22 protein-coding genes, 1 tRNA gene and 1 other RNA gene are annotated in these 25088 nt (G+C 69.7%); 19 read left to right on the top strand and 5 right to left on the bottom strand.

Annotated features, from left to right (window positions below):
* Positions 1 to 97: 97 nt before the first annotated feature.
* The 6 genes from ahcY (at position 98) to hpf (ending at position 7717) form a co-directional block, all read left to right on the top strand.
* On the top strand, positions 98 to 1588 hold the full coding sequence (gene ahcY, locus SALPAC6_RS0114415) for an adenosylhomocysteinase (protein WP_018254101.1): 1491 nt from the start codon (positions 98 to 100) through the stop codon (positions 1586 to 1588).
* 326 nt (positions 1589 to 1914) lie between these two features.
* Positions 1915 to 2604 carry an MtrAB system response regulator MtrA gene (mtrA, locus tag SALPAC6_RS0114410; protein ID WP_018254100.1) on the top strand — a complete coding sequence of 230 codons (690 nt, stop codon included), beginning with the start codon at positions 1915 to 1917 and terminating at the stop codon, positions 2602 to 2604.
* Positions 2605 to 2694: 90 nt separating this feature from the next.
* Entirely contained in the window at positions 2695 to 4368 is a 1674-nt protein-coding gene (mtrB, locus tag SALPAC6_RS0114405) for an MtrAB system histidine kinase MtrB (protein WP_026189675.1), read from the top strand.
* Positions 4365 to 6134 (top strand): LpqB family beta-propeller domain-containing protein, encoded by a 1770-nt coding sequence (locus SALPAC6_RS0114400; RefSeq protein WP_018254098.1) that lies wholly within the window; start codon positions 4365 to 4367, stop codon positions 6132 to 6134. The genes mtrB and SALPAC6_RS0114400 overlap by 4 nt, the downstream gene beginning before the upstream one ends.
* 6 nt (positions 6135 to 6140) lie before the next feature.
* A complete protein-coding gene (locus SALPAC6_RS0114395; RefSeq protein ID WP_033666384.1) occupies positions 6141 to 6845 on the top strand; it encodes a ComF family protein in 705 nt (234 codons plus the stop codon).
* A 245-nt stretch (positions 6846 to 7090) separates the two neighbouring features.
* Entirely contained in the window at positions 7091 to 7717 is a 627-nt protein-coding gene (hpf, locus tag SALPAC6_RS0114390) for a ribosome hibernation-promoting factor, HPF/YfiA family (RefSeq protein ID WP_018254096.1), read from the top strand.
* Between the two features lie 102 nt (positions 7718 to 7819).
* Here hpf and SALPAC6_RS0114385 read toward each other — a convergent pair whose 3' ends face one another.
* Complete coding sequence (locus SALPAC6_RS0114385) at positions 7820 to 8947, bottom strand: GNAT family N-acetyltransferase (RefSeq protein WP_018254095.1); 1128 nt, start codon at positions 8945 to 8947, stop codon at positions 7820 to 7822.
* Between the two features lie 276 nt (positions 8948 to 9223).
* Between SALPAC6_RS0114385 and secA the strand changes: the two genes are divergently transcribed.
* Complete coding sequence (secA, locus tag SALPAC6_RS0114380) at positions 9224 to 12139, top strand: preprotein translocase subunit SecA (protein ID WP_018254094.1); 2916 nt, start codon at positions 9224 to 9226, stop codon at positions 12137 to 12139.
* 46 nt (positions 12140 to 12185) lie between these two features.
* Here secA and SALPAC6_RS0114375 read toward each other — a convergent pair whose 3' ends face one another.
* Together SALPAC6_RS0114375 and SALPAC6_RS0114370 are read right to left on the bottom strand one after the other, a co-directional pair.
* Entirely contained in the window at positions 12186 to 12779 is a 594-nt protein-coding gene (locus SALPAC6_RS0114375; protein ID WP_018254093.1) for an Rv3235 family protein, read from the bottom strand.
* A 103-nt stretch (positions 12780 to 12882) separates the two neighbouring features.
* Positions 12883 to 13113, bottom strand: a complete 231-nt coding sequence (locus tag SALPAC6_RS0114370) for a helix-turn-helix transcriptional regulator (RefSeq protein ID WP_018254092.1) — start codon at positions 13111 to 13113, stop codon at positions 12883 to 12885.
* Between the two features lie 214 nt (positions 13114 to 13327).
* On the opposite strand from SALPAC6_RS0114370, the gene SALPAC6_RS0114365 reads away from it, so the two are divergent.
* Positions 13328 to 13834 (top strand): DUF6912 family protein, encoded by a 507-nt coding sequence (locus SALPAC6_RS0114365; protein WP_018254091.1) that lies wholly within the window; start codon positions 13328 to 13330, stop codon positions 13832 to 13834.
* Positions 13835 to 13907: 73 nt separating this feature from the next.
* Here the strand turns inward: SALPAC6_RS0114365 and SALPAC6_RS0114360 are convergent, their stop codons facing one another.
* Positions 13908 to 14999 carry a hypothetical protein gene (locus tag SALPAC6_RS0114360; protein WP_018254090.1) on the bottom strand — a complete coding sequence of 364 codons (1092 nt, stop codon included), beginning with the start codon at positions 14997 to 14999 and terminating at the stop codon, positions 13908 to 13910.
* Positions 15000 to 15268: 269 nt separating this feature from the next.
* Between SALPAC6_RS0114360 and pruA the strand changes: the two genes are divergently transcribed.
* The 8 genes from pruA (at position 15269) to SALPAC6_RS0114320 (ending at position 22838) form a co-directional block, all read left to right on the top strand.
* Entirely contained in the window at positions 15269 to 16897 is a 1629-nt protein-coding gene (gene pruA, locus SALPAC6_RS0114350; protein ID WP_018254089.1) for an L-glutamate gamma-semialdehyde dehydrogenase, read from the top strand.
* Between the two features lie 155 nt (positions 16898 to 17052).
* The gene (locus tag SALPAC6_RS0114345) at positions 17053 to 17568 is read left to right on the top strand and encodes a PadR family transcriptional regulator (RefSeq protein WP_018254088.1); all 516 of its coding nucleotides are present in this window, start codon (positions 17053 to 17055) and stop codon (positions 17566 to 17568) included.
* A 218-nt stretch (positions 17569 to 17786) separates the two neighbouring features.
* On the top strand, positions 17787 to 18908 hold the full coding sequence (gene prfB / locus SALPAC6_RS0114340; protein ID WP_018254087.1) for a peptide chain release factor 2: 1122 nt from the start codon (positions 17787 to 17789) through the stop codon (positions 18906 to 18908).
* A 118-nt stretch (positions 18909 to 19026) separates the two neighbouring features.
* Positions 19027 to 19707 (top strand): cell division ATP-binding protein FtsE, encoded by a 681-nt coding sequence (ftsE, locus tag SALPAC6_RS0114335; RefSeq protein ID WP_018254086.1) that lies wholly within the window; start codon positions 19027 to 19029, stop codon positions 19705 to 19707.
* A gap of 58 nt (positions 19708 to 19765) precedes the next feature.
* A complete protein-coding gene (gene ftsX, locus SALPAC6_RS0114330; protein ID WP_018254085.1) occupies positions 19766 to 20641 on the top strand; it encodes a permease-like cell division protein FtsX in 876 nt (291 codons plus the stop codon).
* A 159-nt stretch (positions 20642 to 20800) separates the two neighbouring features.
* Complete coding sequence (gene smpB / locus SALPAC6_RS0114325) at positions 20801 to 21280, top strand: SsrA-binding protein SmpB (RefSeq protein WP_018254084.1); 480 nt, start codon at positions 20801 to 20803, stop codon at positions 21278 to 21280.
* A gap of 83 nt (positions 21281 to 21363) precedes the next feature.
* Positions 21364 to 21739: a transfer-messenger RNA gene (gene ssrA, locus SALPAC6_RS27835) on the top strand.
* A gap of 157 nt (positions 21740 to 21896) precedes the next feature.
* A complete protein-coding gene (locus tag SALPAC6_RS0114320; RefSeq protein WP_018254083.1) occupies positions 21897 to 22838 on the top strand; it encodes a hypothetical protein in 942 nt (313 codons plus the stop codon).
* 25 nt (positions 22839 to 22863) lie between these two features.
* Here the strand turns inward: SALPAC6_RS0114320 and SALPAC6_RS0114315 are convergent, their stop codons facing one another.
* The gene (locus tag SALPAC6_RS0114315; RefSeq protein ID WP_020493588.1) at positions 22864 to 23667 is read right to left on the bottom strand and encodes an S-methyl-5'-thioadenosine phosphorylase; all 804 of its coding nucleotides are present in this window, start codon (positions 23665 to 23667) and stop codon (positions 22864 to 22866) included.
* A gap of 132 nt (positions 23668 to 23799) precedes the next feature.
* On the opposite strand from SALPAC6_RS0114315, the gene SALPAC6_RS0114310 reads away from it, so the two are divergent.
* The 3 genes from SALPAC6_RS0114310 to SALPAC6_RS29705 all read left to right on the top strand — a co-directional run bounded on the left by SALPAC6_RS0114310 (position 23800) and on the right by SALPAC6_RS29705 (position 25080).
* Positions 23800 to 24399 (top strand): YqgE/AlgH family protein, encoded by a 600-nt coding sequence (locus SALPAC6_RS0114310; protein WP_018254081.1) that lies wholly within the window; start codon positions 23800 to 23802, stop codon positions 24397 to 24399.
* 91 nt (positions 24400 to 24490) lie between these two features.
* Positions 24491 to 24563, top strand: a tRNA-Ala gene (locus tag SALPAC6_RS0114305).
* Between the two features lie 193 nt (positions 24564 to 24756).
* On the top strand, positions 24757 to 25080 hold the full coding sequence (locus tag SALPAC6_RS29705; protein ID WP_188115235.1) for a hypothetical protein: 324 nt from the start codon (positions 24757 to 24759) through the stop codon (positions 25078 to 25080).
* Positions 25081 to 25088 lie beyond the last annotated feature (8 nt).

Here is a 25088-nt window from a genome sequence, read left to right as displayed (position 1 = left end):
GCCGGCCGCCTCGTGCGCTGTCCGGGGAGGGGCGCGGTCGACCGGTACGCGCGCGTATGGTGTTTATCGCGCTGCACATCGTCGACAGGAGTACTTCATGACCAGCACCCTTCCGGCGTCCGCCAGCGGGACGTCCCAGCCCACCACTGTCTCCGACGGTGACTACAAGGTTGCGGACCTGTCGCTAGCTGAGTTTGGGCGCAAGGAGATTCGGCTCGCGGAGCATGAGATGCCGGGCTTGATGGCGCTTCGGCAGGAGTTTGGGCAGTCGCGGCCGTTGGCTGGTGCGCGGGTTTCGGGTTCACTGCACATGACCGTGCAGACGGCCGTGTTGATCGAGACGTTGGTGGTGTTGGGAGCACGGGTCCGGTGGGCGTCGTGCAACATCTTCTCCACCCAGGACCATGCCGCCGCCGCGGTGGTGGTGGGTCCGGAGGGCTCCCCGGAGGCGCCGGCGGGAGTGCCGGTCTTCGCCTGGAAGGGCGAGTCCCTGGAGGAGTACTGGTGGTGCACCGAGCAGGCGTTGACCTGGCCGGGTGAAGAGGGTCCGAACATGATCCTCGACGACGGTGGCGACGCCACGATGCTGGTGCACAAGGGCGTCGAGTTCGAGCGGGCCGGTGCGGTGCCGGCGGCGGGCGCCGGTGACAGCGAAGAATTCACCGTGGTCCTTGACCTGCTGCGTCGGTCGCTGGAGCGCGACGGCGGAAAGTGGACCCGGCTGGCGGGCGGCATCCGTGGCGTGACGGAGGAGACGACCACGGGTGTGCATCGCCTGTATGAGATGCACCGGGCGGGTTTGCTGCTGTTCCCTGCGATCAATGTCAATGACGCGGTAACGAAGAGCAAGTTCGACAACCGGTATGGGTGTCGGCACTCGTTGGTCGACGGGATCAACCGGGCTACCGATGTGCTGATCGGTGGCAAGGTCGCGGTGGTTATCGGCTACGGCGACGTGGGCAAGGGGTGCGCGGAATCGCTGCGTGGCCAGGGGGCCCGCGTGGTGGTGGCCGAGATTGACCCGATCTGTGCGCTCCAGGCGGCGATGGATGGTTACCAGGTTGCCACGGTGGAGGACGTGGTGGAGACCGCCGACATCTTCATCACGGCAACCGGTTGCTTCGATGTGATTACCAACGAGCACATGGCGCGGATGAAGCACCAGGCGATCGTGGGTAACATCGGGCACTTCGACAATGAGATCGACATGGCGGGGCTGGCCCGTCGGACGGACGTGACGCGGGAGAACGTCAAGCCGCAGGTGGATGTGTGGCGGTTCGACGACGGGCACGCGGTGATCGTGCTCTCGGAGGGGCGGCTGCTGAACCTGGGCAACGCGACCGGCCACCCGTCGTTCGTGATGTCCAACAGCTTCGCCGACCAGACGATCGCGCAGATCGAGCTCTTCACGAAGACCGACGAGTACCCGACGGGCGTGTACGTGCTGCCGAAGCACCTGGACGAGAAGGTTGCGCGGCTGCACCTGGACGCCTTGGGTGCGCGCTTGTCAACGTTGACCAAGGAGCAGGCGGCGTACCTCGGGGTGCAGCAGGAGGGTCCGTTCAAGCCGGACCACTACCGCTACTGAGGCTAAGCCCAGAACGGTTGGTGATCTCGTGCGCTGGCTGGCCCCGCCCGACCGGGCGGGGCCAGCCAGCCCCCGGCGGCCTCGGCGTCTCGTCGCCAGCCCGGGGTGAGCGTCGGATTGCCTGTTCGGTGCTGGTGCCGGCGGGCGCACCCAGGGATCATGGTGGCAGGCTGGTCCGATCAGCAGACCCGCACGGCCGACGGCGACGTCCGGGCCGCGGGCGCTGGGTGACGACGGCCTACGGCATCGATGCCAGCGGAGGGTGGATCCCGCCCCGGAGGCGGACGTGGATCCCATAACGGAGATGGGGATGGAAGATTAATCCCATGAGAGCTCGGGTACTGGTGGTTGACGATGACCCCGCCCTCGCCGAGATGCTGGGCATCGTCCTGCGCAGCGAGGGCTTCCTGCCTTCGTTCGTGGCCGACGGCGAACGTGCCCTGGCCGCGTTCCGGGAGAACCGGCCGGACATCGTGCTGCTCGACCTCATGCTGCCGGGCATGAGTGGCATCGATGTGGCCCGGTCGATCCGGGGCGAGTCGGGAATACCGATCGTCATGCTGACTGCCAAGAGCGACACGGTTGATGTCGTCCTGGGGCTGGAGTCCGGGGCAGACGACTACGTGGTGAAGCCGTTCAAGCCGAAGGAGCTGGTGGCCCGGATGCGGGCCCGGCTGCGCCGGGGTGAGGATGCCGCCCCCGAGCTGCTCACCATCGGTCCACCGGGTAACCAGATCACCATCGACGTGCCGGCGCATACCGTCAGCCGCAACGGCGAGGAGGTGAAGCTCACGCCGTTGGAGTTCGACCTACTGGTCGCGCTCGCCCGCAAGCCGCGGCAGGTCTTCACCCGGGAGGTCTTGTTGGAGCAGGTCTGGGGGTACCGGCATGCCGCCGACACCCGCCTGGTCAACGTGCACGTCCAGCGGCTCCGGGCCAAGATCGAGCCAGATCCGGAGCGCCCGGAAGTCATCCTGACCGTGCGCGGCGTGGGCTACAAGGCGGGCACCGGATAACCTGGCCACACTGTGGCCAACTCCCTGGTACCCGACTCCACCACGAACGGCTCCCCGCGCCGCCTCGCCGCCGGGGAGCTGTGGCGTGCCGTGGGCGGGTGGGGCGCGCGACTGGTCGCCGGGCTGCATCAGGCCTGGCGGCGCTCGTTGCAGGTACGGGTGGTGACCATCACGCTCCTGGCCTCCAGCCTGCTGGTCGGTGGCTTCGCCTATCTCATCGCAGACAAGATCACCAGCATCCTGCTGGAGAACGCCGAGGCCGATGTGCAGGACCGGCTGAACAGCGGTGCGGCGTACGCGGCCAAACAGCTCGGGTTTTACCACAAGCCGGAGGAGGCGCAGTTCCAGGAGACCGTTGACGGGACGGTGAACTACCTGGCCGGCGGCGACCCCCAGCAGGCGACCGGGGTGGTGGTCGCCCTGATCGCGGACAACGCCGAAGGGGTGATCCAGCCCCGAACCGCCCCGGTGGTGAGCAACCTCAATTCGTTGATCAGCCCGGAGCTGCGCGCCACCGTCGCCGGGGGTGAGGTCGCCAGCCAGATCAGTACCGGCCGACTCGGCGAGACCGATACGAAGTATCTGGCCTACGGCTCGCCCGTGCCGACTCAGTTCGGTCAGGTCGAGCTCTACTACCTCGTTCCGTTGACCCGGCAGGACGAGACCGCCGCCGATGCCCGGGCGACCGTGGTCGGGACCGGTGCCGCCCTGGTGGTGCTGCTCGGGCTGCTCGCCGCCCTGGTGACCCGGCTGGTGGTGACGCCGGTCCGGGTGGCCGCCCGGACCGCGCAACGCCTCTCCGCCGGCCTGCTCGACCAGCGGATGGCGGTCAACGGCGAGGACGATCTGGCGCTGCTCGCCGAGTCCTTCAATCAGATGGCGACCAACCTGCAACGGCAGATCCTCCGGTTGGAGGAGATGTCGCGGCTGCAACGCCGCTTCACCTCGGACGTCTCGCACGAGCTGCGGACACCGTTGACCACAGTCCGGATGGCCGCAGACTTGATCTTCGCAGAGCGGGATGAGTTCGACCCGGCCGTGGCCCGTAGCGCCGAGCTGCTCCAGACGGAGCTGGACCGGTTCGAGGAGCTGCTGACCGACCTGCTGGAGATCAGTCGATTCGACGCCGGCTTCGCCGCGCTGGACGCCGAGCCCACCGACCTGGTGCCGGTCGTGCACCGGGTTGTGGGTCGGCTGGCCTGCCTCGCCGAGCGGGTGGGGGTCACCGTCGAGTTGGATCTGCCGAGCAACCCGGTCATCGCCGAGGTCGACCCGCGTCGCGTCGAGCGGGTGCTGCGGAACCTGGTCGGCAACGCCGTCGAGCACGGCGAGGGTAGGCCGGTGCGCATCACCCTGGGAGTGGACGAGACCGCGGTGGCGGTCACCGTGCGCGACCGTGGGTTGGGGCTCAAACCCGGGGAGGAGAAGTTGATTTTCAACCGGTTCTGGCGGGCCGACCCGTCGCGGGCCCGACAGACCGGGGGCACCGGGTTGGGCCTGTCGATCAGCCTTGAGGACGCCCGGCTGCACCGCGGGTGGCTGGAGGCGTGGGGTGCGCCAGGGCAGGGGGCCCAGTTCCGGCTCACCCTGCCGGCGCGGGCCGGCGACCGGCTGACCTCTTCGCCGCTGCGACTGGTTCCCGCCGACGCGCAGCTGCCGTGTGGCGGCCCACGCGACGGCGGCCTGCTCGCCATCGGTCAGGGCAGCGCGGGGGCGCTGGCGGTTGGTCCCGCGCCGACCGACGGTGCGGAGGCCCGGTCGTGAGCCGCCAGCTACTCGGCGGCCTGCTCGGTGGCGTTCTCCTCGTCACCGCGGCCGGTTGCGGGATCCCCGGGGAGACCGAGGTACGCATCGAGGGCCCCGGCCCGGCGGCCGAGACGGGTACGCGTAGCGGGGGCCGGTACGAGCCGCCGTCTCGTACCGCGGCGGACAGCCGGGAGGAGTTCGTCGACAACTTCCTCGCTGCCGCGGCCGGGGAGGCGGATGGGGCGTACGACCGGGTCAGCGAGTTCGTCGTCCCGGAGGACCGAGCCCGGTTGCCGAAGAAGGAGGGGAGCGAGGTCGCGCTGACCGTGGTCCGGCTGCTCGAGGAGCCGGACATCGTCCCCGGGTCGGAGGAGATCCAGGTCACCCTCACGGTGCAGCAGGTCGGGCAGCTGACCGCCGACGGGATGCTGGCGCCACCGGAGGCCACCCCGGAGACGTACGTCTTCAGCCTGAGCGAGTTCTCGCCGGAGGGCGGGGACGAGATCGAATGGTATGTGACGAATCCGCCGAACGTGCTCCTGCTCACCGTCGAGGCACTGCCGCAGTACTACAAGCCCTGGACGATCTATTTCTGGAGTGCGGACCGGCTACGCCTGGTGCCGGACCAGCGCTACCTGGCCCTCGCCGTGCCCGATGACCGGCTGGTCAGCGAGGTGGTCCGGTGGCTGGTCGGCGGACACTCCGCCTGGCTGAAGCGGGCGAGCAGCGGGTTGCCGGACGGCACCAATCTGATCAACAACGCCACCCGGACGGACGACCGCTGGGAGGTCAACCTGGACATGGCCGGTGCCGATCGTGCCCGGCTGAGTCAGCTCGCCACCCAGCTCGTGTGGTCGCTGCCGGAGCTGACCGGGCAGCTCGAGCTGAAGATCCGCAACCAGTCACAGTTGCTCATCGAGGATGTGGGGCAGCACCGGAGGCTGAATCCGGTGTATCAGGTCGAACCCATCCCGCAGCCCTTCTGCATCTACGAGGGGGCGATCCACTCGCTCGGCCCAACGGCGGTGCCGGTGGCGCCAGCCGCGAACGACCAGGTGCTCTCGGCCGGAATCAGCCGCTCCGGGCAACGTACCCTCGCGGCCCTCACGGTTGATGCCGGGGGTGGGCAGCAGCGACTCGCGGTCGAGGTCGGCTCCGCCCCCCTCACCGCGTTCACCGCGGGTCAGGACACGTTCCGGACGATGAGCCGACCGGTCTGGCTGCGGTCGGCGCCACCGCAGCGGCCGGTCGGCCTGGTCGTCGCCGACGGCCAGCTGTACCGCTTTGACGAGGCGGCCAAGCTGGACCCGGTGCCGCTGAACCTCGGGAGCGTGACAGCGGTGGCCGCCGCCCTGGATGGGCATCGGCTGGCGATCGTCAGCGGGGGCGAGCTCTATCTGGCAGCGGTGAGTCACGATGGGGACACGCTCGCGGTCGGGCCGCCCCGCCGCAGTCACACCTCCCTCACCGGGCTCACCGCGGTCGACTGGTCTGGCGAGAACAGTCTGGCCCTGGCCGGCGAAAAGGGTGGCAAACGAGTGCTCTACGAGGTCGGAGTGGACGGGGCCCGGGAGACCAAGCTGCATGTCACCGGTGCCATCGTCACGCATCTGGCGGCGTACCCGGTGCATCCGGAGGCCCCGTACGGCCCGGTGATGTATGAGGCCAACGACGTGGCGTACCAGGGCTTCCCGATCAGGCGGATCACCCCGGACCAGGTCCGGGACATCGCCTCCACCGATGCCCACCCGAGCGACCCGTCCGCGCCGCTCCTCCTCTTCTGACCAGTGATGCGGGGCCTCGGTCGAGTTGTCCAGGACCTTGGCGCACTGGTGTTGCCGGTGGAGTGCGCCGGATGCCGAGACCAGCGGCCCGGGCTGCGGCACGGTGTCTGCCCGCAGTGCGTCGCGGCGCTGGGCGACCTGCGACCGAGAGCGGTACGTCCGACTCCGGCTCCGGAGGGGCTGCCGCCCTGCGTGGCGCTCGGCCCCTACACGGGCCCGCTGCGCGAGGTGCTGCTCGCATATAAGGACCATGGCCGGCATGGGCTGGCTCGGCCGCTGGGCGCGCTGCTCGCCGAGGTGGTGGCGGTCGCGGTCGGCCCGGTGCGCCCGGTGTCGCTGGTGCCGGTGCCGGACACCCCGGCCGCGGCCCGGGCCCGGTACGGCGACCACCTCAGCCGGTTGGCCCGGCACTGCGCGCAGCGGTTGCGGCGGGCCGGCTGGCCGGTCGAGGTCCGCTCCGCGGTGCGGGCGCTGCCCCGGCCGGACTCGGTGACGCTGGACAGCGCGGGCCGGGCGGCGTCGGCCGCCGCGGCGTTTCGGAGTCAGGGCCGGCGGCGGCCGCTGCCGGCGGGTGCGGCGCTGGTCGTCGTGGACGACATCGTCACCACCGGTTCGACGCTCGCCGCGGTGAGTCGGGTGCTGACCGCGACCGGCCGGGCGCCGTCGGTGGCGGCGGTGCTCGCCGCGACCGAGCGGAGGCGTCGCCGGTAACCGATCGTGTTTTCTTTCTTCCCCTTGGTGAACGATTCAGGAAAAATCCTGGACTGTCCTGAAAACCAGGGGTGACGGTCGGCCGAACAGGAGTTAGCGTTCTGCTGTCGGGGGTAGGAGGAGTTCTCCCACCTCCCGGCGGGTGAAGGGAGGCGTAGCCGCACTGACCGGTCGACGCCGAGTGGGACCGTCCCGAGGGCGTGACCGGGTATCGCAGTAACGACCATCCGAACGAGGGAGGTCACGTGGACATCGTGGTCAAGGGCCGGAACGTCGAAGTTCCAGATCATTTCCGGGTGCATGTAGCGGAGAAGCTCGCCAAGATCGAACGCTACGATCACAAGATCATCCGGGTGGATGTCGAGCTGTTCCATGAGCGCAATCCGCGTCAGGCGGACCACTGCCAGCGGGTGGAGATCACCTGCGTATCCCGGGGCCCGGTGATGCGGGCCGAGGCGGGCACGAGCGACTTCTACAGCGCGCTCGACGCGGCCATCTCCCGGCTGGACGCCCGGATGCGCCGGGCGGCCGACCGCCGTCGGGTCCACCACGGCCGGCACGCCCCCATCTCCGTTGCCGCCGCCACCGCCGGGCTCCCGGTAACCGACCTCGTCGCCGGGCCGCTGTCCGCCGACGCCGCCACGGCGACGGCGGTTGCCGAGCGGGCCGAGGAGGAGCACGACGACCAGCCGTGGCACATCGCGCGGGAGAAGGTCCACCCCGCCGAGCCGATGACCATTGATGACGCCCTGTTCCAGATGGAGCTGGTCGGGCACGACTTCTACCTGTTCCAGGACAAGGAGTCCGGCCGGCCCAGCGTCGTCTACCGGCGGCACGCCTACGACTACGGGATCATCTCCCTGGCCGTCTGACGCCCAGGTGCGGGCCGGCCCCTGAACACGGTCCTGTCGGGTCGGGCCCCAGGCCGAGCAGCACCTCCGCTGACCGGCCTGGGTCCTGGCCTGGTCAGCGGCTCAGCGTGTTCCGGATAGCTCCGGGAGGTCGCCCGGGAGCAGGCCGAAGAGCGTGCTGTCGGTCCGGAGCCCGTCGTTGGCGGGAAAGCGCCCGCGCGCCCGCCCCTCCCGGCGGAACCCGGCCCGTTCCAACACCCGCTCCGAGGCGATGTTGCCGGCGTGGGTATCCGCCCAGATCCGGCCGAGCCGGACCTCGGTGAATCCCCATTGTGCGAGCAGTCGGACCGCGCGGGTGGCGTACCCGCGTCCGCGCCAGGCGGCCAGCAGGCCGTAGCCGACCATGCCCTGTCGGAGCTGCGGACTGTCCAGGACCAGTTGGCAGAAGCCGGCGGTGGCCCCGCTGCTCGCGTCGATGATCGCCAGGTTCGCGACCTGGCCCCGGAGCCATCGGGACTGCCCCTCCCGGCAGTTCTGTTCGATGTCCGCCCGCCGGGGCGGCTCCGGCGGCGCCAGGACGGCGACCATCTCGGGCTGGGTGTGCAGGTGGTACATGGCCTCCGCGTGCTGCGGGCCGCGCGGCCGGAGCTCCACCACGCCGTCGGTGAGCCGGCCGTCGGGCAGGTCCGGCAGCAACCGCGGAGCCGGCCCCGGGGGGTCGTCGGCGAGCCGCGCCCAGGTGAGGAGATCAGCCCGTTCGCCGTCTCGTCCGCGGCTCGCCAACCGGCGTACGCCCTCGGGGCGGAAGCCGGCGGCCAGCGCCACCCGCTGGCTGGCGATGTTCTCCGGGACGGTGAGGAGCTCCAGTCGGTGTATCCCGGTGGTGAACGCCCGGTCGGCGAGGGTCTGGGTCGCCGCCGTGGCGACGCCGCGCCCCCGCGCCCACGGGGCGACCCAGTAGCCGATCGCCGCCTCCTGACGACTCGGGGTCGGGTCGTTCAGCCCGATCGTGCCGAGCAGCCGGTCCGTGTCGCGGTCCGCGATGGTGTACGCGGCCCCACCGCCGGCCCAGGCCGCGGGCGCCCCTTCGGTGATCCACCACCGGGCGTCCGCCTCGGTGTACGGCGATGGCAGCGCGGGCAGGAAGCGCTGGACCAGCGGGTCGGAGCAGGCGGCCGCGGTGTCGGGGATGTCCTCGAGGCGAGACAGGCGCAGCCGGATCCCGGGCCCGTCGATGGTCTCCGGCGTCACGTCGTCACCGGCCCGGGCCCGAAGTCGATCGGTCTGGACACGTGCCGATCCGGGCCGGCCGCTCCCCGGGGAAGCCTCCGTCCGGATCGTTGATCTCGATTCGTCTCATCCGAGCCATCGTGCCGGATCGTTCGCCCACGGCGTAACCGGATTAGGCCCGCCCGCTCCGACCGAGTGCGTTATGTCCGCTTCGACGGAACGGACCCCGCCACCAGTGACCATCGCCGCGATGGAACGCCTACGATGGTTCGAGACTGTCTAGGGGAGCGTTGATCCGTGTCGATTCTGGAAAAGGTCCTCCGTGCGGGCGAGGGGCGCCTGGTGCGCCGGCTCAAGGCGATCGCCGCCGCCGTCAACTCGATCGAGGACGACTACGTCAACCTCACCGACGACGAGCTGCGGGAGATGACCGCGCAGTTCCGGGAGCGGCTGGAGGGTGGCGAGACCCTTGATGACCTGTTGCCCGAGGCGTTCGCGGTCTGTCGCGAGGGCGCTGCCCGGGTGCTTGGTCAGCGCCCGTACGACGTCCAGGTAATGGGTGGCGCGGCGCTGCACTTCGGCAACATCGCCGAGATGAAGACCGGTGAGGGGAAGACCCTCACCTCGGTCATGCCGGTCTATCTCAACGCGCTCTCCGGCAAGGGCGTGCACGTGATCACGGTCAACGACTACCTGGCCGAGCGGGACGCCGCCTGGATGGGCCGGGTGCACGAGTTTCTTGGGCTCACCGTCGGCGTCGTGCTGCCCAACCGGCCCGCCGCCGAGCACCGCGCCGCCTACGAGTGCGACATCACCTACGGCACCAACAACGAGTTCGGCTTCGACTACCTGCGCGACAACATGGCCTGGTCGAAGGAGGACCTGGTCCAGCGGGGCCACAACTTCGCCGTCGTGGACGAGGTGGACTCGATCCTGATCGACGAGGCCCGCACCCCGTTGATTATCTCCGGTCCGGCCGAACACTCCGCCCGCTGGTACGGCGAGTTCGCCGCGGTGGTCGCCCGCCTCCAGTCCGGCAAGGACGGTGAGGGTGACTACGAGGTCGACTACGCCAAGCGCACGGTCGCGGTGACGGAGCGGGGCGTCGGCAAGGTCGAGGACCGGCTCGGCATCGACAACCTCTACGAGTCGGTCAACACGCCGCTGGTCGGTTACCTGAACAACGCGATCAAGGCGAAGGAGCTCTTCAAGCGGGACAAGGACTACATCGTCAGCGAGGGCGAGGTCCTGATCGTTGACCAGTTCACCGGCCGCATTCTGCACGGGCGCCGCTACAACGAGGGCATGCACCAGGCGATCGAGGCCAAGGAGGGGGTGGAGATCAAGCAGGAGAACCAGACCCTCGCCACCATCACCCTCCAGAACTACTTCCGTCTCTACGCGAAGCTCGCCGGGATGACCGGTACCGCCCAGACCGAGGCGGGCGAGTTCAACAAGGTCTACAAGGTCGGGGTGGTGACCATCCCGACGCACCGGCCGATGGTCCGGGAGGACCGCTCCGACGTCATCTACAAGACCGAGAAGGCCAAGTTCAACGCGGTCGTTGACGACATCGTCGAGCGACACCACGCCGGCCAGCCGGTGCTCGTCGGCACGGTCTCGGTGGAGAATTCCGAGATCCTCTCCCAGCTCCTGCGTCGTCGGGGCATTCCGCACTCGGTGCTGAACGCGAAGTTCCACGCGCGCGAAGCGGAGATCGTCGCCCAGGCCGGTCGCAAGGGCGCGGTCACCGTCGCCACCAACATGGCCGGCCGCGGCACCGACATCCTGCTCGGTGGCAACCCAGAGTTCCTCGCCGCCAACGAGCTGCGCCAGCGCGGGCTCGACCCGACCGAGCACGAGGAGGAGTACGCCAAGGCGATGGAGGAGGTCCTGCCCACCTGGAAGCAGGCCTGCGACGCCGAGGCGGAGGAGGTCTCCGCCGCCGGTGGCCTCTACGTGCTGGGCACCGAGCGGCACGAGTCCCGACGCATCGACAACCAGCTACGCGGTCGATCGGGTCGTCAGGGCGACCCGGGCGAGTCCCGTTTCTACCTGTCGCTGCAGGACGAGTTGATGAAGCGGTTCCGCTCCGGCGCCGTCGAGGCCGTCATGGAGCGCTTCAACATCCCGGAGGATGTGCCCATCGAGTCGAAGATGGTCACCCGCCAGATCAAGACCGCGCAGGCGCAGATCGAGTCCCAGAACGCCGAGGTCCGCAAGAACGTCCTCAAGTACGACGAGGTCATGAACAAGCAGCGGCAGGTGATCTACGCCGAGCGGCTTCGGGTGCTCAATGGCGAGGACCTGTCGGACCAGGTTCGGAACATGATCGACGATGTCGTCGAGGCGTACGTCCGGGGCGCCACCGCGGAGGGCTACGCCGAGGACTGGGATTTCGAGCAGCTCTGGTCCAGCCTCAAGCAGCTCTACCCGGTCGGCTTCACCGTCGAGGAGCTGGAGGAGGAGGCCGGCGGATCGAGGGCGAGCATCGATGTCGACTTCCTGCTCAGCCGACTCAGGGAGGACGCACACGGCGCGTACGACCGCCGTGAGGAGCAGCTCGGCACGGAGGGTGCCCGCCAGCTCGAGCGGATGGTCCTGCTCCAGGTGATCGACCGCAAGTGGCGTGAGCACCTCTACGAGATGGACTACCTCCAGGAGGGCATCAGCCTTCGGGCCTACGCCCAGCGGGACCCGGTGGTGGAGTACCAGCGCGAGGGCTTCGACATGTTCGCCACCATGATGGACGGCATCAAGGAGGAGACGGTCGGCTTCCTCTACAACCTGGACGTGCAGGTTCAGGAGCCGGAGCCGGCGGCCGACGAGGTCAAGCTCCTGGAGAAGCCGGTCGAGGTCCGAGCGAAGGGCCTTGGTCGTACGCCACAACGGCAGGGCCTGCAATACTCCGCGCCGACCATCGACGGGGAGGCCGGGCGCGGCTCGGTCGCCGTCGAGCGGGCCGACGAGGCGGCGTCGCAGGAGGGGCGCCCCGCCATGACCGCTCCGGCCGCCCCTGGGCAGACCGCTCCGACCGCCCCGCAACGGCGGGGCGGCGGTGCGGGTGGCCACGCCGTCGCCGCCGGCACCGCCCGCCGAGCGGCGCCGGGGCAGACCGAGGGCGGCAACGGGCCGTCACGCAACGCGCCGTGCCCGTGCGGCTCGGGCCGTAAGTACAAGCGCTGCCACGGCTCGCCCAACGGCGGCGCCTGACCGACCTGCGTCCGAAGTGTGTGCACGCAACGCGTGCACACACTTCTCACAGAACGGTGAGAGCGGTGCAGAGCCAGGCGCCGCGGCGCTGTTCGAGGCGGATCGCCATCGCCCAGGTCCAGCCGGCTGGCCCGGCCAGCACGGCGGCTGCCTCGACGACCGCGTCTCGCGGCTCGCATACCCGCAGCCGGCGCAGGCGCGTGCCGGGCCGGGTGGAGCGGCGTCGCACCGGCCCTGCGCGGGCGGTGGCGCGGGCCAGCTCAGCCGCCAGCTCAGCCGCCCGGGCCGGGTCAAGTAGTTGGCGTAGCTGGCTGTGCGGTCGATAGCCGTTGATCACCTCGAGGCAGGTGGTGACGAACCGATGCGCACTCCGGGTCGCCTCCGGGGTGGCGGTGGCCAGCGTCGTGGCGGGTAGCCGGGTCGGTGTGCCCCGGGGCCCGGGCGGGCCCGGTCCGGCCCCGCGGCGCTGGCCGGGTGGGCGGGGCAGCGGGCTTGGGCCTGGCGGGAACAGGTCGAGCGCGAGTTGGCCGTCGATCGGCCAGCGGGCGGGGTCGTCTTCGACGCAGGGTGGGTCGATGGACGGGGCCGGGCGAAGCCGGACCGGGGGACGTGTCGGCTCGGGGCGGCGGACGGCAGTCATCCCGGCCCTCCAGATCCTTGTGTTTGCCTTCGTTTGCCTACGGCAGAACACGATTCTGGAGGACGAAAGAGGTAATGGTCAATGCCTGTGGATGGCGGGCAGGCTACTCCGGCTCACGTTCGACAAGCGGGTTGTTCCGGACCCACTCGGCGGTCTCCGCGTACTTGTGGTTGATGTACTCCTCCAGCCGCGCGCGCTCCACCCGCCACTGACCGCGGCCGCCGATCTTGATCGCCGGCAGCTCGCCGCCGCGTACCATGTGGTAGACCTGCGAGTCCGACACGTTCAGCTCGGCGGCGACCTCGGACAGCAGCAGGAACCTCGGCTCCGCCACGCAAACTCCTTGAATTGGCTGCGTTTGCCTCAGTTTGCCACCAGTAGGGCCCCGAAGGCAGCGGGGCCTACCGCAGCACCGAAAGTGCGCTCGGAAACACTCCGGGAACCCGACTTTCGTCGAGCCCATCCGGGGTGTATGACGGTCACGGCGTACGGCATGACCGGCGCCCCAGACCGGCGTCCGCCGGTGGAGCTGAACTCAGGGAGAACCGGTGACCAATGAGCATGTCCGGGTGTACGTCCCGGCGACCGTGCCGATGCTGACCCTGCTGCGGACCGCCGGGCTCCCCGCGGCCTCCGCGCACGCGGTGACCCCGGCGCTGCGCGAGTGGTACGCCGAGGGGGGCGAGGAGGAGCTGGAGTACGTCGCGTTCACCCGGGCTGCCCAGGACGCGCTTCAACTCCTGGCGGCCGACGACGCGGCGCCGCGCCGCCGGGTAGTGGTCTCGGCGGACCTGCCCGCGGCTACCCCCGGGCCGGGCGACGCGGACCTCGGTTCCAGCACGGTCGAGCTGGCCGGCCCGGTGCCGGTGGGGGCGGTGGCCGCCATCCACGTGGACGGGGCGGACGCGGTCCAGGACGTCGTCGCCGCAGCCCGGGTGGTGACCGAGGCGCTCGGCGGTGACCCGGAGGCGCAGTTCACCGTTGACGGCGCCGAAGACCACGAGCTGGAGTGGTACGACATCACTGAGCTGGACCAGCTCCTCGGATTGGGCTAGCCCAGCCGCTTGACATGGTTGGCCGTACCGGAGCTGTTCCGGCTGACGTCGAGCTCCTCCCGGCCGGCACGGTCTACTCCCCGTCCGGGTCGTCCTCGTCCAGCGGGGCCGGTCCAAGGGTGCGGCCGAAGGCGATCATCGCGGTCAGCGCGCCGACGAAGAGCACCCAGATTCCGTTATCCATCCGGGAGGTGCCGAGGGAGGTCTGCGCTACGGCGTCCGCCTCGCTGAGCGCGCCAGCCAGGTCGAGCAGCCGCCGTCCCCCGATCCGCAGGATCACCTCGGCGACGAGCAGCAGCAGGCCGGGGCCAGCCCCGGCGATCAGGTAGGCCGGCCAGCGCAGGCTGGGCGGAGCGCTGTGGCGCGCCGCCCGGCGTCGGGACCAGGTCAGGTAGCCGAAGGCCAACAGCCCCGCCACCAGACCGGCGAGCAGGGACTCGGTACGGGAGACCCACTTCGCGGCACTGAGCAGCGACTCCTGGGTCTCGCCCGCGCCGAAGAGGTCGAAGAGTGGGTCCCGCGCCCGGCTGAACGCCACGACGAAGACGAGCGTGCCGAGGCCGGCGGCCACCACCGCGCCGATCACCGGCGCGGTCCGCGTCGCGGCGATGCCCCCGCCGATGATGGCGGCGGCGGCGGTGGTGCCGGCGATCACGTTGGTGGTGGCCGTGTCAGCGTAGGTCAGGTCGATGGCGAAGGCGGCGGCGAGCCCGATCAGCAGCCCGCTGGCGACCGCCGCGACAAAGCGCAGGGTGCTCCGGTCCCGGCCTCGATGGGCGAGCAGCTTCGCCCCGAACAGCGCGAAGGCGGTGCCGGCGATGAGCGCGGCAGAGATCACCCCGGGTAGGGCGAAGGCGGATAGGCTGATCGCGGTGACCCCGGCCGCCGCCGAGTCGATCACCGCGCGGGTGGACCAGAGCATGGCGGCCAGCCAGCCGAGCGCCAGCAGGCCGAGCGCCGGCACGCCGGGGGCGAGTAGGCCGGCCGTTGGCGCCGCCGAGGGCGTGCCGGCCGCCAACGGGCTCGCTGCGTCCTGGCGCTCAGGGCTCCCCGCTACCGGATGCTCCAGGTCCGCTGCTTCCCGCTGCGTTGGGCGTGCCTCGTCCGGGTCCGGGCTCACCTGCGTCGCCTCCGTGGCGGCGGAGTCGCCGGGCTGCTTCGTCATCGTTGTCCCTTCGACCGGCACCAGGCCCGCGGCGCGGCCGGTGGTTCACCGGCCCACCAGGGTACGCGTCCGTCACCGTCCGCCCGGGAGCCGCGTCGGTCGGTGTGTGGGGGGTTGGGGTGGTGGGGAAGAGGGGGCAAACGTGGGAGGATCAGCCGAGGTCCCGCCGCCGTAACCGGCCCCTGCGGCCCCGGTGTTGGCATCCGGCCACCCGGCCGATGCCCGCGGGACCGTTCCCCCCGTTGCCACGAACGCCCCAGGAGCCTTTGATGGACGCCGTCTTCTCCGTGCCCGAGCCCCGCAACGAACCGGTACGCCCCTACGAGCCGGGGGACACCGACCGGGACCGGCTGCAACGGCGGCTGGTCGAGCTGGCCAGCGACCGGATCGACCTGCCGATGACCATCGCGGGCGAGCAACGGATGGCCGGCGGCGCCTCGATCGACGTGGTGCAGCCCCACCGGCACGCGCACGTGCTGGGCGTCACCGCCCACGCCACCCACGATGACGCGCGGGCCGCGGTGCAGGCCGCCAAGAACGCGGCGCCCGGGTGGCGGGCGTTGCCGTTCGCGGAGCGGGCAGCGATCTTTCTGCGCGCCGCTGACCTGCTCGCCGGGCCCTGGCGGGACACGCTGAACGCCGCAACGATGCTCGGCCAGTCGAAGACCGCGTTCCAGGCGGAGATCGACTCGGCCTGCGAGTTTATCGACTTCCTTCGGTTCAACGTCCACTTCGCTCGGCGGCTCCTGGCTGAGCAGCCCCTCTCCTCGTCGGGCACCTGGAACCGGTTCGACCACCGTCCGCTCGAGGGCTTCGTCTACGCGATCACCCCGTTCAACTTCACCGCGATCGCCGGCAACCTACCCTCGGCGCCGGCCCTGCTCGGTAACACGGTGGTCTGGAAACCGGCCCCCACCCAGCAGTTCGCCGCGCACTTCACGATGCGGCTCTTCGAGGCGGCGGGCCTGCCCCCCGGCGTGATCAACATGGTCACCGGGCGGGGTGTGGAGGTGTCCGACGTGGTGCTGGCCGACCCTGACCTGGCCGGTATCCACTTCACCGGCTCCACCAAGGTCTTCCAGCAGCTCTGGCGAACCGTCGGCGAGAAGATCGCCCACTACCGGAGCTACCCGCGCCTGGTCGGCGAGACCGGCGGCAAGGACTTCGTGGTCGCCCATCCCAGCGCTGATGTGGACGCGCTGCACACCGCCCTGATTCGGGGCGCGTACGAGTTCCAGGGCCAGAAGTGCTCCGCGGCCTCCCGCGCGTACATTCCGCGGTCGTTGTGGGTAGGTGGGCTGCGGGACCGGCTCGCCGCCACGGCGGAGGCGCTCGCCTATGGCGACGTCACCGACTTCAGTAACTTCGGGGGCGCCGTCATCGACGCCAAGGCGTACGCGCGGCACACCGCCGCCCTGGAGCTGATCTCAGGGGATGACTGTTGCCAGGTCGTCGCCGGCGGCACCGCCGACGACTCGGTCGGCTACTTCGTCCGACCCACGCTCTTCGAATGCACCGACGCCGCCCACGAGACCTTCACCACCGAGTACTTCGGGCCGATCCTCGGCGTGCACGTCTTCGACGACGCCCGCTTCGACGAGGTGGTCACGCAGGCCGAGTCGATCGCGCCGTACGCGTTGACCGGCGCCATTTTCGCCACCGACCGGCAGGTGGTCGACCGGGTTGCCGAGCGGATGCGGTACGCGGCCGGCAACTTCTACATCAACGACAAGCCCACCGGTGCGGTGGTGGGCCAGCAGCCGTTCGGCGGCGCCCGCGCCAGTGGCACCAACGACAAGGCCGGCTCCTGGCAGAACCTGGTCCGATGGATGTCACCCCGCACGATCAAAGAAACCTTCGTCCCGCCGACCGACCACACCTATCCCCACATGCGCTAACCAGAAGGACCCCTGCACTACGTCGGCCGCCCGGCGTGGCGTAGGGGTCCTTTCATCCACTCCATATCGGTGGACAGTGCACATAGGAAGCCCTGACGGGTGGCGAAAACGTGAAATCCTGGACGCCGCGACCGCAAAGTGGCAGCGTGAGAGGCATGGCGGATTCCGGAGTCAATCCCACGGCGGCGGCCCTGCTCGGGCTGCTTCACGAGGGCCCGATGACAGGTGGTCAACTGATGGCCGCCGCCGAGCGCCGGTTGGCGCCGTACTGGTCAATGACCCGCAGCCAGGTCTACCGAGAGCTACCCGTGCTGGCCGAAAAGGGGCTGGTGCGGCTCGGTAAACCGGGGCCGAGGATGAGCCAGCCGTATGCGATCACCGCTGCGGGTAAACGGACCTTCTCCAGATGGCTGACGGAGGAGCCCGGTCGGGACACTATTCGAAATCCGATCGCGCTGCGGTTCGCCTTCGGAAACCTGCACTCGGCCAGTCAGCTCAAGAACCTCCAGACGGCTGCGAACGAGTACCACACGGAGGCCCTGGCCCGGGTTCGGGAGCAGGTGAAAAATGCGAAGAAAGAAGGCGAGACGTACGACGCCAGCGCCTTGGAGTTCGCCGTCGCATACCACAAGGCCGCTCTGGCCTGGCTCAAGTCCGCCCCGGTCAGCTGACCCGACAGCAGCCCCCCGACCTGGGCGAACGTAGCCCTCGGAGCCGGAAGTACGCCCTGCCCCGGAGACTAGGACCGGGAGACCCGCCTCGCCACGGAGTGGCTGTGGCGTGGGCTGCGGGCCTCGCAAGCTCACTCCTCGCCCGCGCTGGGGTTGTTTGGGCGTGGGCTGCGGGGCTCGCAAGCTCACTCCTCGCCCGCGCAGTAGGCTTGTCTGTCGTGACCGATGCCGACTACGCCGAACAGCTCAAGGACCTCGACGCCACTCTTCGCAACATCGAGTCGGTGCTCGACATCGACCGGCTTCGGGCGGACAAGGCCCGTCTGGAGGAGGCCGCCTCCGCCCCCGACCTCTGGGACGACCAGGCCCGGGCGCAGCAGGTCACCTCTCAGCTGTCGTACGTGAATGGGGAAATCAACAAGCTCGCGGAGCTTCGTTCACGCCTCGACGATGCCAAGGTGCTGCTGGAGCTGGCCGAGGCGGAGTCCGACCCGGGCGCCCTCACCGAGGTCGAGACGGAGGTCGCTCGGCTGGCCAAGGCCATCGACGAGATGGAGGTCCGCACCCTGCTCTCCGGCGAGTACGACTCCCGGGAGGCGCTGGTGGCGATCCGCGCCGGTGCCGGCGGCGTGGACGCGGCGGACTTCGCCGAGATGCTGCTGCGGATGTACCTGCGCTGGGCCGAGCGGCACGGCTACCCCACCGAGGTCTACGAGACCTCGTACGCCGAGGAGGCCGGGCTCAAGTCGGCCACCTTCACGGTCAAGGTGCCGTACGCGTACGGCACGCTCAGCGTCGAGTCGGGCACCCACCGGCTGGTCCGGATCAGCCCCTTCGACAACCAGGGTCGGCGGCAGACCAGCTTCGCCGGGGTCGAGGTGCTCCCGGTGGTGGAGCAGACCGATCACATCGACATCCCCGAGAACGAGATGCGCTTTGACGTCTACCGGTCGTCCGGCCCCGGTGGGCAGAGCGTGAACACGACCGACTCGGCGGTTCGGATCACCCACATCCCGACCGGCATCGTGGTCACCTGTCAGAACGAGAAGTCCCAGCTGCAGAACAAGGCGTCCGCGCTGCGCGTCCTCCAGGCCCGCCTGCTGGAGCGGAAGCGCCAGGAGGAGCAGGCCAAACTCCAGGGCCTGAAGACCGACGCCGCCGGCTCCTGGGGGGACCAGATGCGGTCGTATGTCCTGCATCCGTACCAGATGGTGAAGGACCTTCGAACGGAGCAGGAGACCGGGACGCCCTCTGCGGTCTTTGATGGCGAGTTGGATGCCTTCATCGAGGCCGGTATCCGGTGGCGAAAGCAGCAGCAGCTCGCTGATGACAATGCGTGACCGATCGTGGGCGTAGCGCGCCATCGAATTTCGTGAGTGCGGGCAGATTGATGACGTGTCCCGGAATTGAGGGGCGCGGGATTTGGCGTACCGGTTACACCGCGTAGACTCACGACCCGTGATTCAGCTTGAGCAAGTGACGAAGACGTACCCGAAGGCGTCCCGGCCTTCGCTCGACAACGTGTCCGTCGCGATCGAGAAGGGCGAGTTCGTCTTCTTCATCGGCCCGTCCGGCTCCGGCAAGTCCACCATCATCAAGATGCTGTTACACGAGGTTGCGCCCAGTAAGGGCCGGATCATCGTGAACGGCAAGGATGTTACGTCGATGCGCTCCTGGAAGCGGCCCGCCTTCCGGCGCTCGATCGGCTGCGTGTTCCAGGACTTCCGGCTGCTGCCGAACCGCACCGCCTACGAGAACGTGGCGTTCGCGCTCGAGGTGATCGGCAAGACCAAGGCGGTTGCCCGCCGGGTGGTGCCGGAGGTGCTGGAGCTGGTCGGGCTTGGTGGCAAGGAGCACCGCTACCCGCAGGAGCTCTCCGGTGGTGAGCAGCAGCGGGTGGCGGTCGCCCGGGCGTTCGTGAACCGTCCGCTGATCCTGCTCGCGGACGAGCCGACCGGAAACCTCGACCCGGACACCTCCATCGAGATCATGCGTTTGCTGGACCGGATCAACCGCACCGGTACGACCGTCGTGATGGTGACCCACGACTCGAACATCGTGAATCAGATGCGCCGCCGGGTCATCGAGATCGAGAGCGGCCGGATCGTCCGCGACCAGGCTCGCGGCGTCTACGGGTGAGCCGGCGCTCCCACCCGACTGACGACCACCACCTGCCGGAGACGCGGAGGAATCTTCGATGCGCTTGAAATACGTCCTGTCCGAGGTCATGGTCGGACTGTGGCGCAACGTGACCATGACCATCGCAATGATCATTACGATGGCGGTCTCGCTGACCATGCTCGGCGCGAGCGGCCTGATTTACGTCAAGGTCGCCGAGATGAAGGAGCTGTACTTCGAGAACATCGAGGTCTCGATCTTCCTCGAGACCGAGGTCACCGAGGAACAGAAGACAGCGATCCAGGCCGAGCTGGATGCCGACCCGCTGATCGAGAGCGTCACGTACGTCAACAAAGAAGAGGCGTACGAGGTCTTCGAGGAGATGTTCCGGGACTCCCCGGACCTGCTCAGTGCGATTGATCCAGAAGTGCTGCCGGAGTCGTACCGGCTGAAGCTGGTGAACCCGCAGGAGTATGAAGCGATCGGGGAGCAGTACGCCGAGATCGAGGGCGTCGACCAGGTGGTCGACAAGTCGAGCGTACTCGACAAGATCTTCAAACTCTTCGCTGCCGGTCAGAACATCGCCCTCGTCGCGGCGATCGCGATGGCGGTCGCCGCCCTGCTCCTGGTCGCCAACACCATCCAGGTCGCCGCCTACAGCAAGCGGCGCGAGGTCGCGGTCATGAAGCTCGTCGGCGCGTCGAACTGGTTCATCCAGGCGCCCTTCGTCCTGGAGGCCGTGGTCGCCGGCCTGATCGGATCCCTGCTTGGCCTCGGCGCCCTCGCCGGCCTGAAGGTCTTCCTCTTCGACGACGCGCTGAGCGCACTCCAGGGGCTCTTCGCGCCGGTCAGCTGGGGCGAGGTGCTACTGGCCTTCCCCCTGATGGCCGCCGTCGGAGGCCTGATCAGCGCGATCACCGCCTGGGTCACGCTCCGCTTCTACCTGCGGGTCTAGTGTCCGCAGGGCGGACGTGGGATCGCCCACGCACGCCTGTCGGGCCAGGGCTCTCCCGCACCGGAAATAATCGGCGCGGGAGAGCCCTCGCGCTCCGGTAGGATGATCGCCGCTGTTCGACCCAGGGGGCGCGCAGCGGCAGGAAGGGAGGTGGCGCCGATGCCACGGGAGAAGGGGCGGAAGGTCGTCGCCTCCAATCGGAAGGCCCGCCACGACTACTCGATCCTCGACACCTGCGAGGCGGGGATGGCGTTGACCGGCACCGAGGTCAAGTCCCTGCGGGCGGGGCGGGCGTCGCTGGTTGACGCATTCGCCCAGGAGCGCAACGGCGAGCTGTATCTGCACGGGATGCACATCCCGGAGTACGTGCAGGGCACCTGGACCAACCACGAGCCCCGACGCACCCGCAAACTACTGCTCAACCGCATCGAGATCGACCGGCTGATCGGCAAGACCCGGGAGAGCGGGCTCACGATCGTCCCGCTGCAGGTCTACTTCTCCGACGGCTGGGCCAAGGTCGAGATCGGCGTCGCCAAGGGCAAGAAGTCGTACGACAAGCGGCAGGACCTCGCCAAGCGGGACGCGCAACGGGAGATTGCCCGGTCCGCCGGCCGGCGGGGCAAGGGGATGGAGGACTGAGCCGGCGCCCGGCCGGGGCGGGATGAATCCGGTTGCGTCAGGCGTTAGGCTTATCGGTGCCGCCAACAGGGGCGGTCCGTCGAGGGGGTGACTGGTTTCGACTTCGTACGTTGCGGCAGGGGAAGCGAGCCGAGGAAGCCAACGTCGTCTCGGAAATCGTTCGTTGGAAAACAATAAGCGCCAAGCAGAATCGCGCTGACTTCGCTCTCGCCGCCTGAGGCGAGTAGCAAGTCTGTCGGCCTGGGAGTGCCTTCGACCCAGTTAGCCGGCATCAGCTAGGAGGCTGGCCAATCGGACCCGGTCGCGGGGGCCGTGCGGCGAGATCAATCAGCGACTGGGCCCGTCACACCGACTCGCTCGCGTGATCGGAGGGGCCGAGTAGAGGCACAGCGAGCTGCGCTCGGAGAAGCCCTGACAAGGCGGCGAAGGACCCGGGTTCGATTCCCGGCACCTCCACCACCTGACCTGTGCGCCCCGGTCCACCCGGACCGGGGCGCACCGGCGTTTCTGACCTCGAATCCCTGGTGCTGCCGGGCGCCATCAGGCCGGCGTCGCTCCCGGCGACGAGTGCGCCGGTGGACTGGAACCGGTGCATGGTGGCGAACGTCGGAGGAGTATGCGTCGATTATTCGCCCCCCTGAGTCTGACCCTGCTGCTGGCCGCCGGTTGCGCGCCGGCCGGCTCGGAACCGACGGGCGCCCCCGCGCCGACCGGCCGGCAGGCGGCATTCGACGAGCGGGCCACTCAGGTCGCCGCGGCCTGGCAGCCCGGCCCGTCCTGGAGCGACGGGTACATCCCACTCCAGGAACCGACCATGACCGTCGGAGACCCCGGCTTCACCCCGGAAACCCGGACCGCCTTCCAGGCCGGCTGGTACCGAGAGCAGATTCCGCTGCCGACGGACCAGCCCGAAGACGGCACCATCCAGTTCCCCTCCGACACCCTCACCGTGCCGCTGGTCAGCGCCGTCGAGGCGTACCGGGAACTCGATCGGGGCGACCCGCCGGCCTGCGGTGGGCGGCCGACGAACCCGGCCACCCCACCAGCCCCGGCGGATGGGCCGGACACCGGGGTGAGCACCTCGCCGCCGACCGCCTGCACCCCGCTCACCGTCACCGCCGTCGAGCTGGACAGCGTGCCGGTGCGGACCAGCCGAGGCGAGGCGGCGGTCCCGGCCTGGCTGTTCACCATCGCCGAGCTGACCGCCCCGGTGGCCCGGCTCGCGGTCGCCCCGACCGCCGTCGCAGTGCCGCCGGAGCCGACCGCGCCCACCGCGCCACTGCCCGAGGAGTTGGTCGGAGCGCTGGACCTGCGCGCCGTGGACGACGCGACGCTGACCGTACGGCTCGGCATCGGTGCGTGCGACACCGGCCTCACCCCGCTGGTGCACGAACAGGATGACGTCGTGGTGGTCGGCGGCGCCGTGACCCGCAGCACCGGTGTCTGCACCGAGCAGCTCCTACTCGCACCGGTGACCGTGCAGCTCACCGCCCCGCTGGGGGAGCGGACCGTCCTCGACGTGCTCGGCGGTGGGCCGCTGCGGCTCACCACCGACTGACCGGCGACGGCTCGGCCGCCCGGTCTCAGGGCAGCGCGAAGGGAAGCGTGAGGCCCTCCAGGGTTGCCCCACAGGGGCAGTCCCGATCGGCCGGCAGCTTGGCCACCGCGGTGAAGAGCAGCTCCCGCAGCCGGGCGGTGTTCTCGCCGAAGACCCGGAACACCTCCTCCTGGGTGACCGACCCGCCGCCCGGCACGCCCGCGTCATGGTCGGTGACGAGCGCGATCGACGAATAGCAGAGGGCCAGCTCCCGGGCGAGCACCGCCTCCGGGTGGCCGGTCATGTTGACCACCGTTCCGCCGCTGGCCGTGAACCAGCGCGACTCGGCACGGGTGGAGAAGCGGGGACCCTCGACGACCACCACCGTCCCACCGTCGACCGCCGGCACGCCCCGCTCGGCACCGGCGGCGAGCAGCGTACGCCGGCCGACCGGGCAGTACGGGTCGGCGAAGGAGACATGCACCGCGCCCCGGTCGTAGTAGGTCTGCGCCCGACCACTGGTGCGGTCGATCAGCTGGTCGGGCACGACGAACGTGCCGGGGCCCAGCTCCGGGCGGAGGCCGCCGACCGCGCAGGGGGCGAGTACCTGGCGGACCCCGAGCGAGCGCAGCGCCCACAGGTTGGCCCGGTAGGGGATCTGGTGCGGCGGATGCCGGTGATCCCGGCCGTGGCGGGGCAGGAACGCCAATCGGCGGCCCGCGACCTCCGCGATGGTGATCGCGTCGGACGGCGGCCCGTACGGGGTGTCGACTATGTGCTCGGTGGCGCCGTCGAGCAGGGCGTACAGCCCCGACCCGCCGATCACCGCGAGTTCTGCCGTGGGACTCACCGAACCTCCCTCGTCTCTGTCGCGTCAGACCTTAGCCAGTGACCCGGCAGCAGGCTATGGTGCCAGGCATGGCGTTGACGGGGCGGCTGGCACCGGTGTCCCCGGTTGTCCGAGCACGGTCGGGCTGACGGGATGTCCGACATGCAGGAAGAGGGGCGGGCGATCGACGGGCAGACGACGGAGTCGATGGCCGGGCGGTTGCTGGTCGCGGCCCCGACGCTGAAAGATCCGAACTTCGACCGGACCGTGGTGCTGCTGGTCGCCCACGAGCCGGGCGGGGCGCTGGGCGTCGTGCTCAACCGGGCCACCGAGATTCCGGTGGCGGAGGTGCTCGGCGACTGGGGCGAGTTGGCCCGCGACCCGGCCGTGGTCTTCGAAGGGGGTCCGGTGCAGCCGGATTCGGCGATCTGCCTCGCGCGCATGCGCCACCCGCTGCGCCCGATGAAGAGCTTCCAGCAGATCTCCGGTGCGGTCGGCACGCTCGACCTGACGGCGGACCCGGCGCAGCTGCAGGAGAGCATCGCGGGGATCCGGGTCTTCGCCGGCTACTCCGGGTGGGATTCCGGCCAGCTGGAGCAGGAGATCGCAGGGGGCTCCTGGTTTGTCCTGGACGCGCTGCCCGGCGACGCCTTCGTCGATCGTCCGGATGACCTGTGGCCGATGGTGCTGCGCCGGCAGGGCGGAATGATGGCGGCGGTGGCGCACTTCCCGGCGGACGTGACGCTCAACTGAGCCGGCGCGGCGGCAGGGCACCCCGCGCGCTGACCGGGCCGGCCGGCGTGTGTATAGTTCTCCCGTGCCCGGGCGACCGGGTAGTGCACAGGGGGCCGTGGCGCAGCTGGTAGCGCACCACACTGGCAGTGTGGGGGTCAGGGGTTCGAGTCCCCTCGGCTCCACCGACCGCACCATTGTGCGAACCGGTGGTTCTTTCGAGGTGCCCTCGTCCGTTTCGGTCGGGGGCATTGTCGTGTCTGTGGGGATCTTGAACACGGGTATGACTCCTTGGTCGGTGAGTTGGACTTCGGCGATGAGGGTCTCGATGGCGGCTTTGCGTTCTGTGGTGCTGCCGCTGGTCATGATGGTGCTGAGGTGGTCGCGGATGCGGGCGACAGTGCCAGGCGGTGGAGGCTCGGGCTGCGAGGTCAGGCCGGCGTCGAGTTCGGTGTGCCGGGCGTGGAGTTGAGCCAGCCGGTGGCGGAGTTCGCGGATGCGCGGTCCGGCGGTGGCGTCGTCCATGGTGCCGTTCTCGAACGCGGTGTGGTAGCGGTCGATCGCGTTCTCGGTGGCGGTGATCTGGTGGGCGATGGCGGTGAGTTCGGCGCGTCGGTCGTCGGTGGTGCTGTCGTGCTGGGAGTTGGCGCGTTCGATCATGGCGGCGAGGACGGGTTCGGCGGTGGTGTAGAAGTCGTGTAGGGCCTGCA

The organism is Salinispora mooreana (assembly GCF_000379065.1).
Taxonomy (GTDB): Bacteria; Actinomycetota; Actinomycetes; order Mycobacteriales; family Micromonosporaceae; genus Micromonospora; species Micromonospora mooreana.
This window is presented reverse-complemented; position numbering and strand designations above follow the sequence as displayed.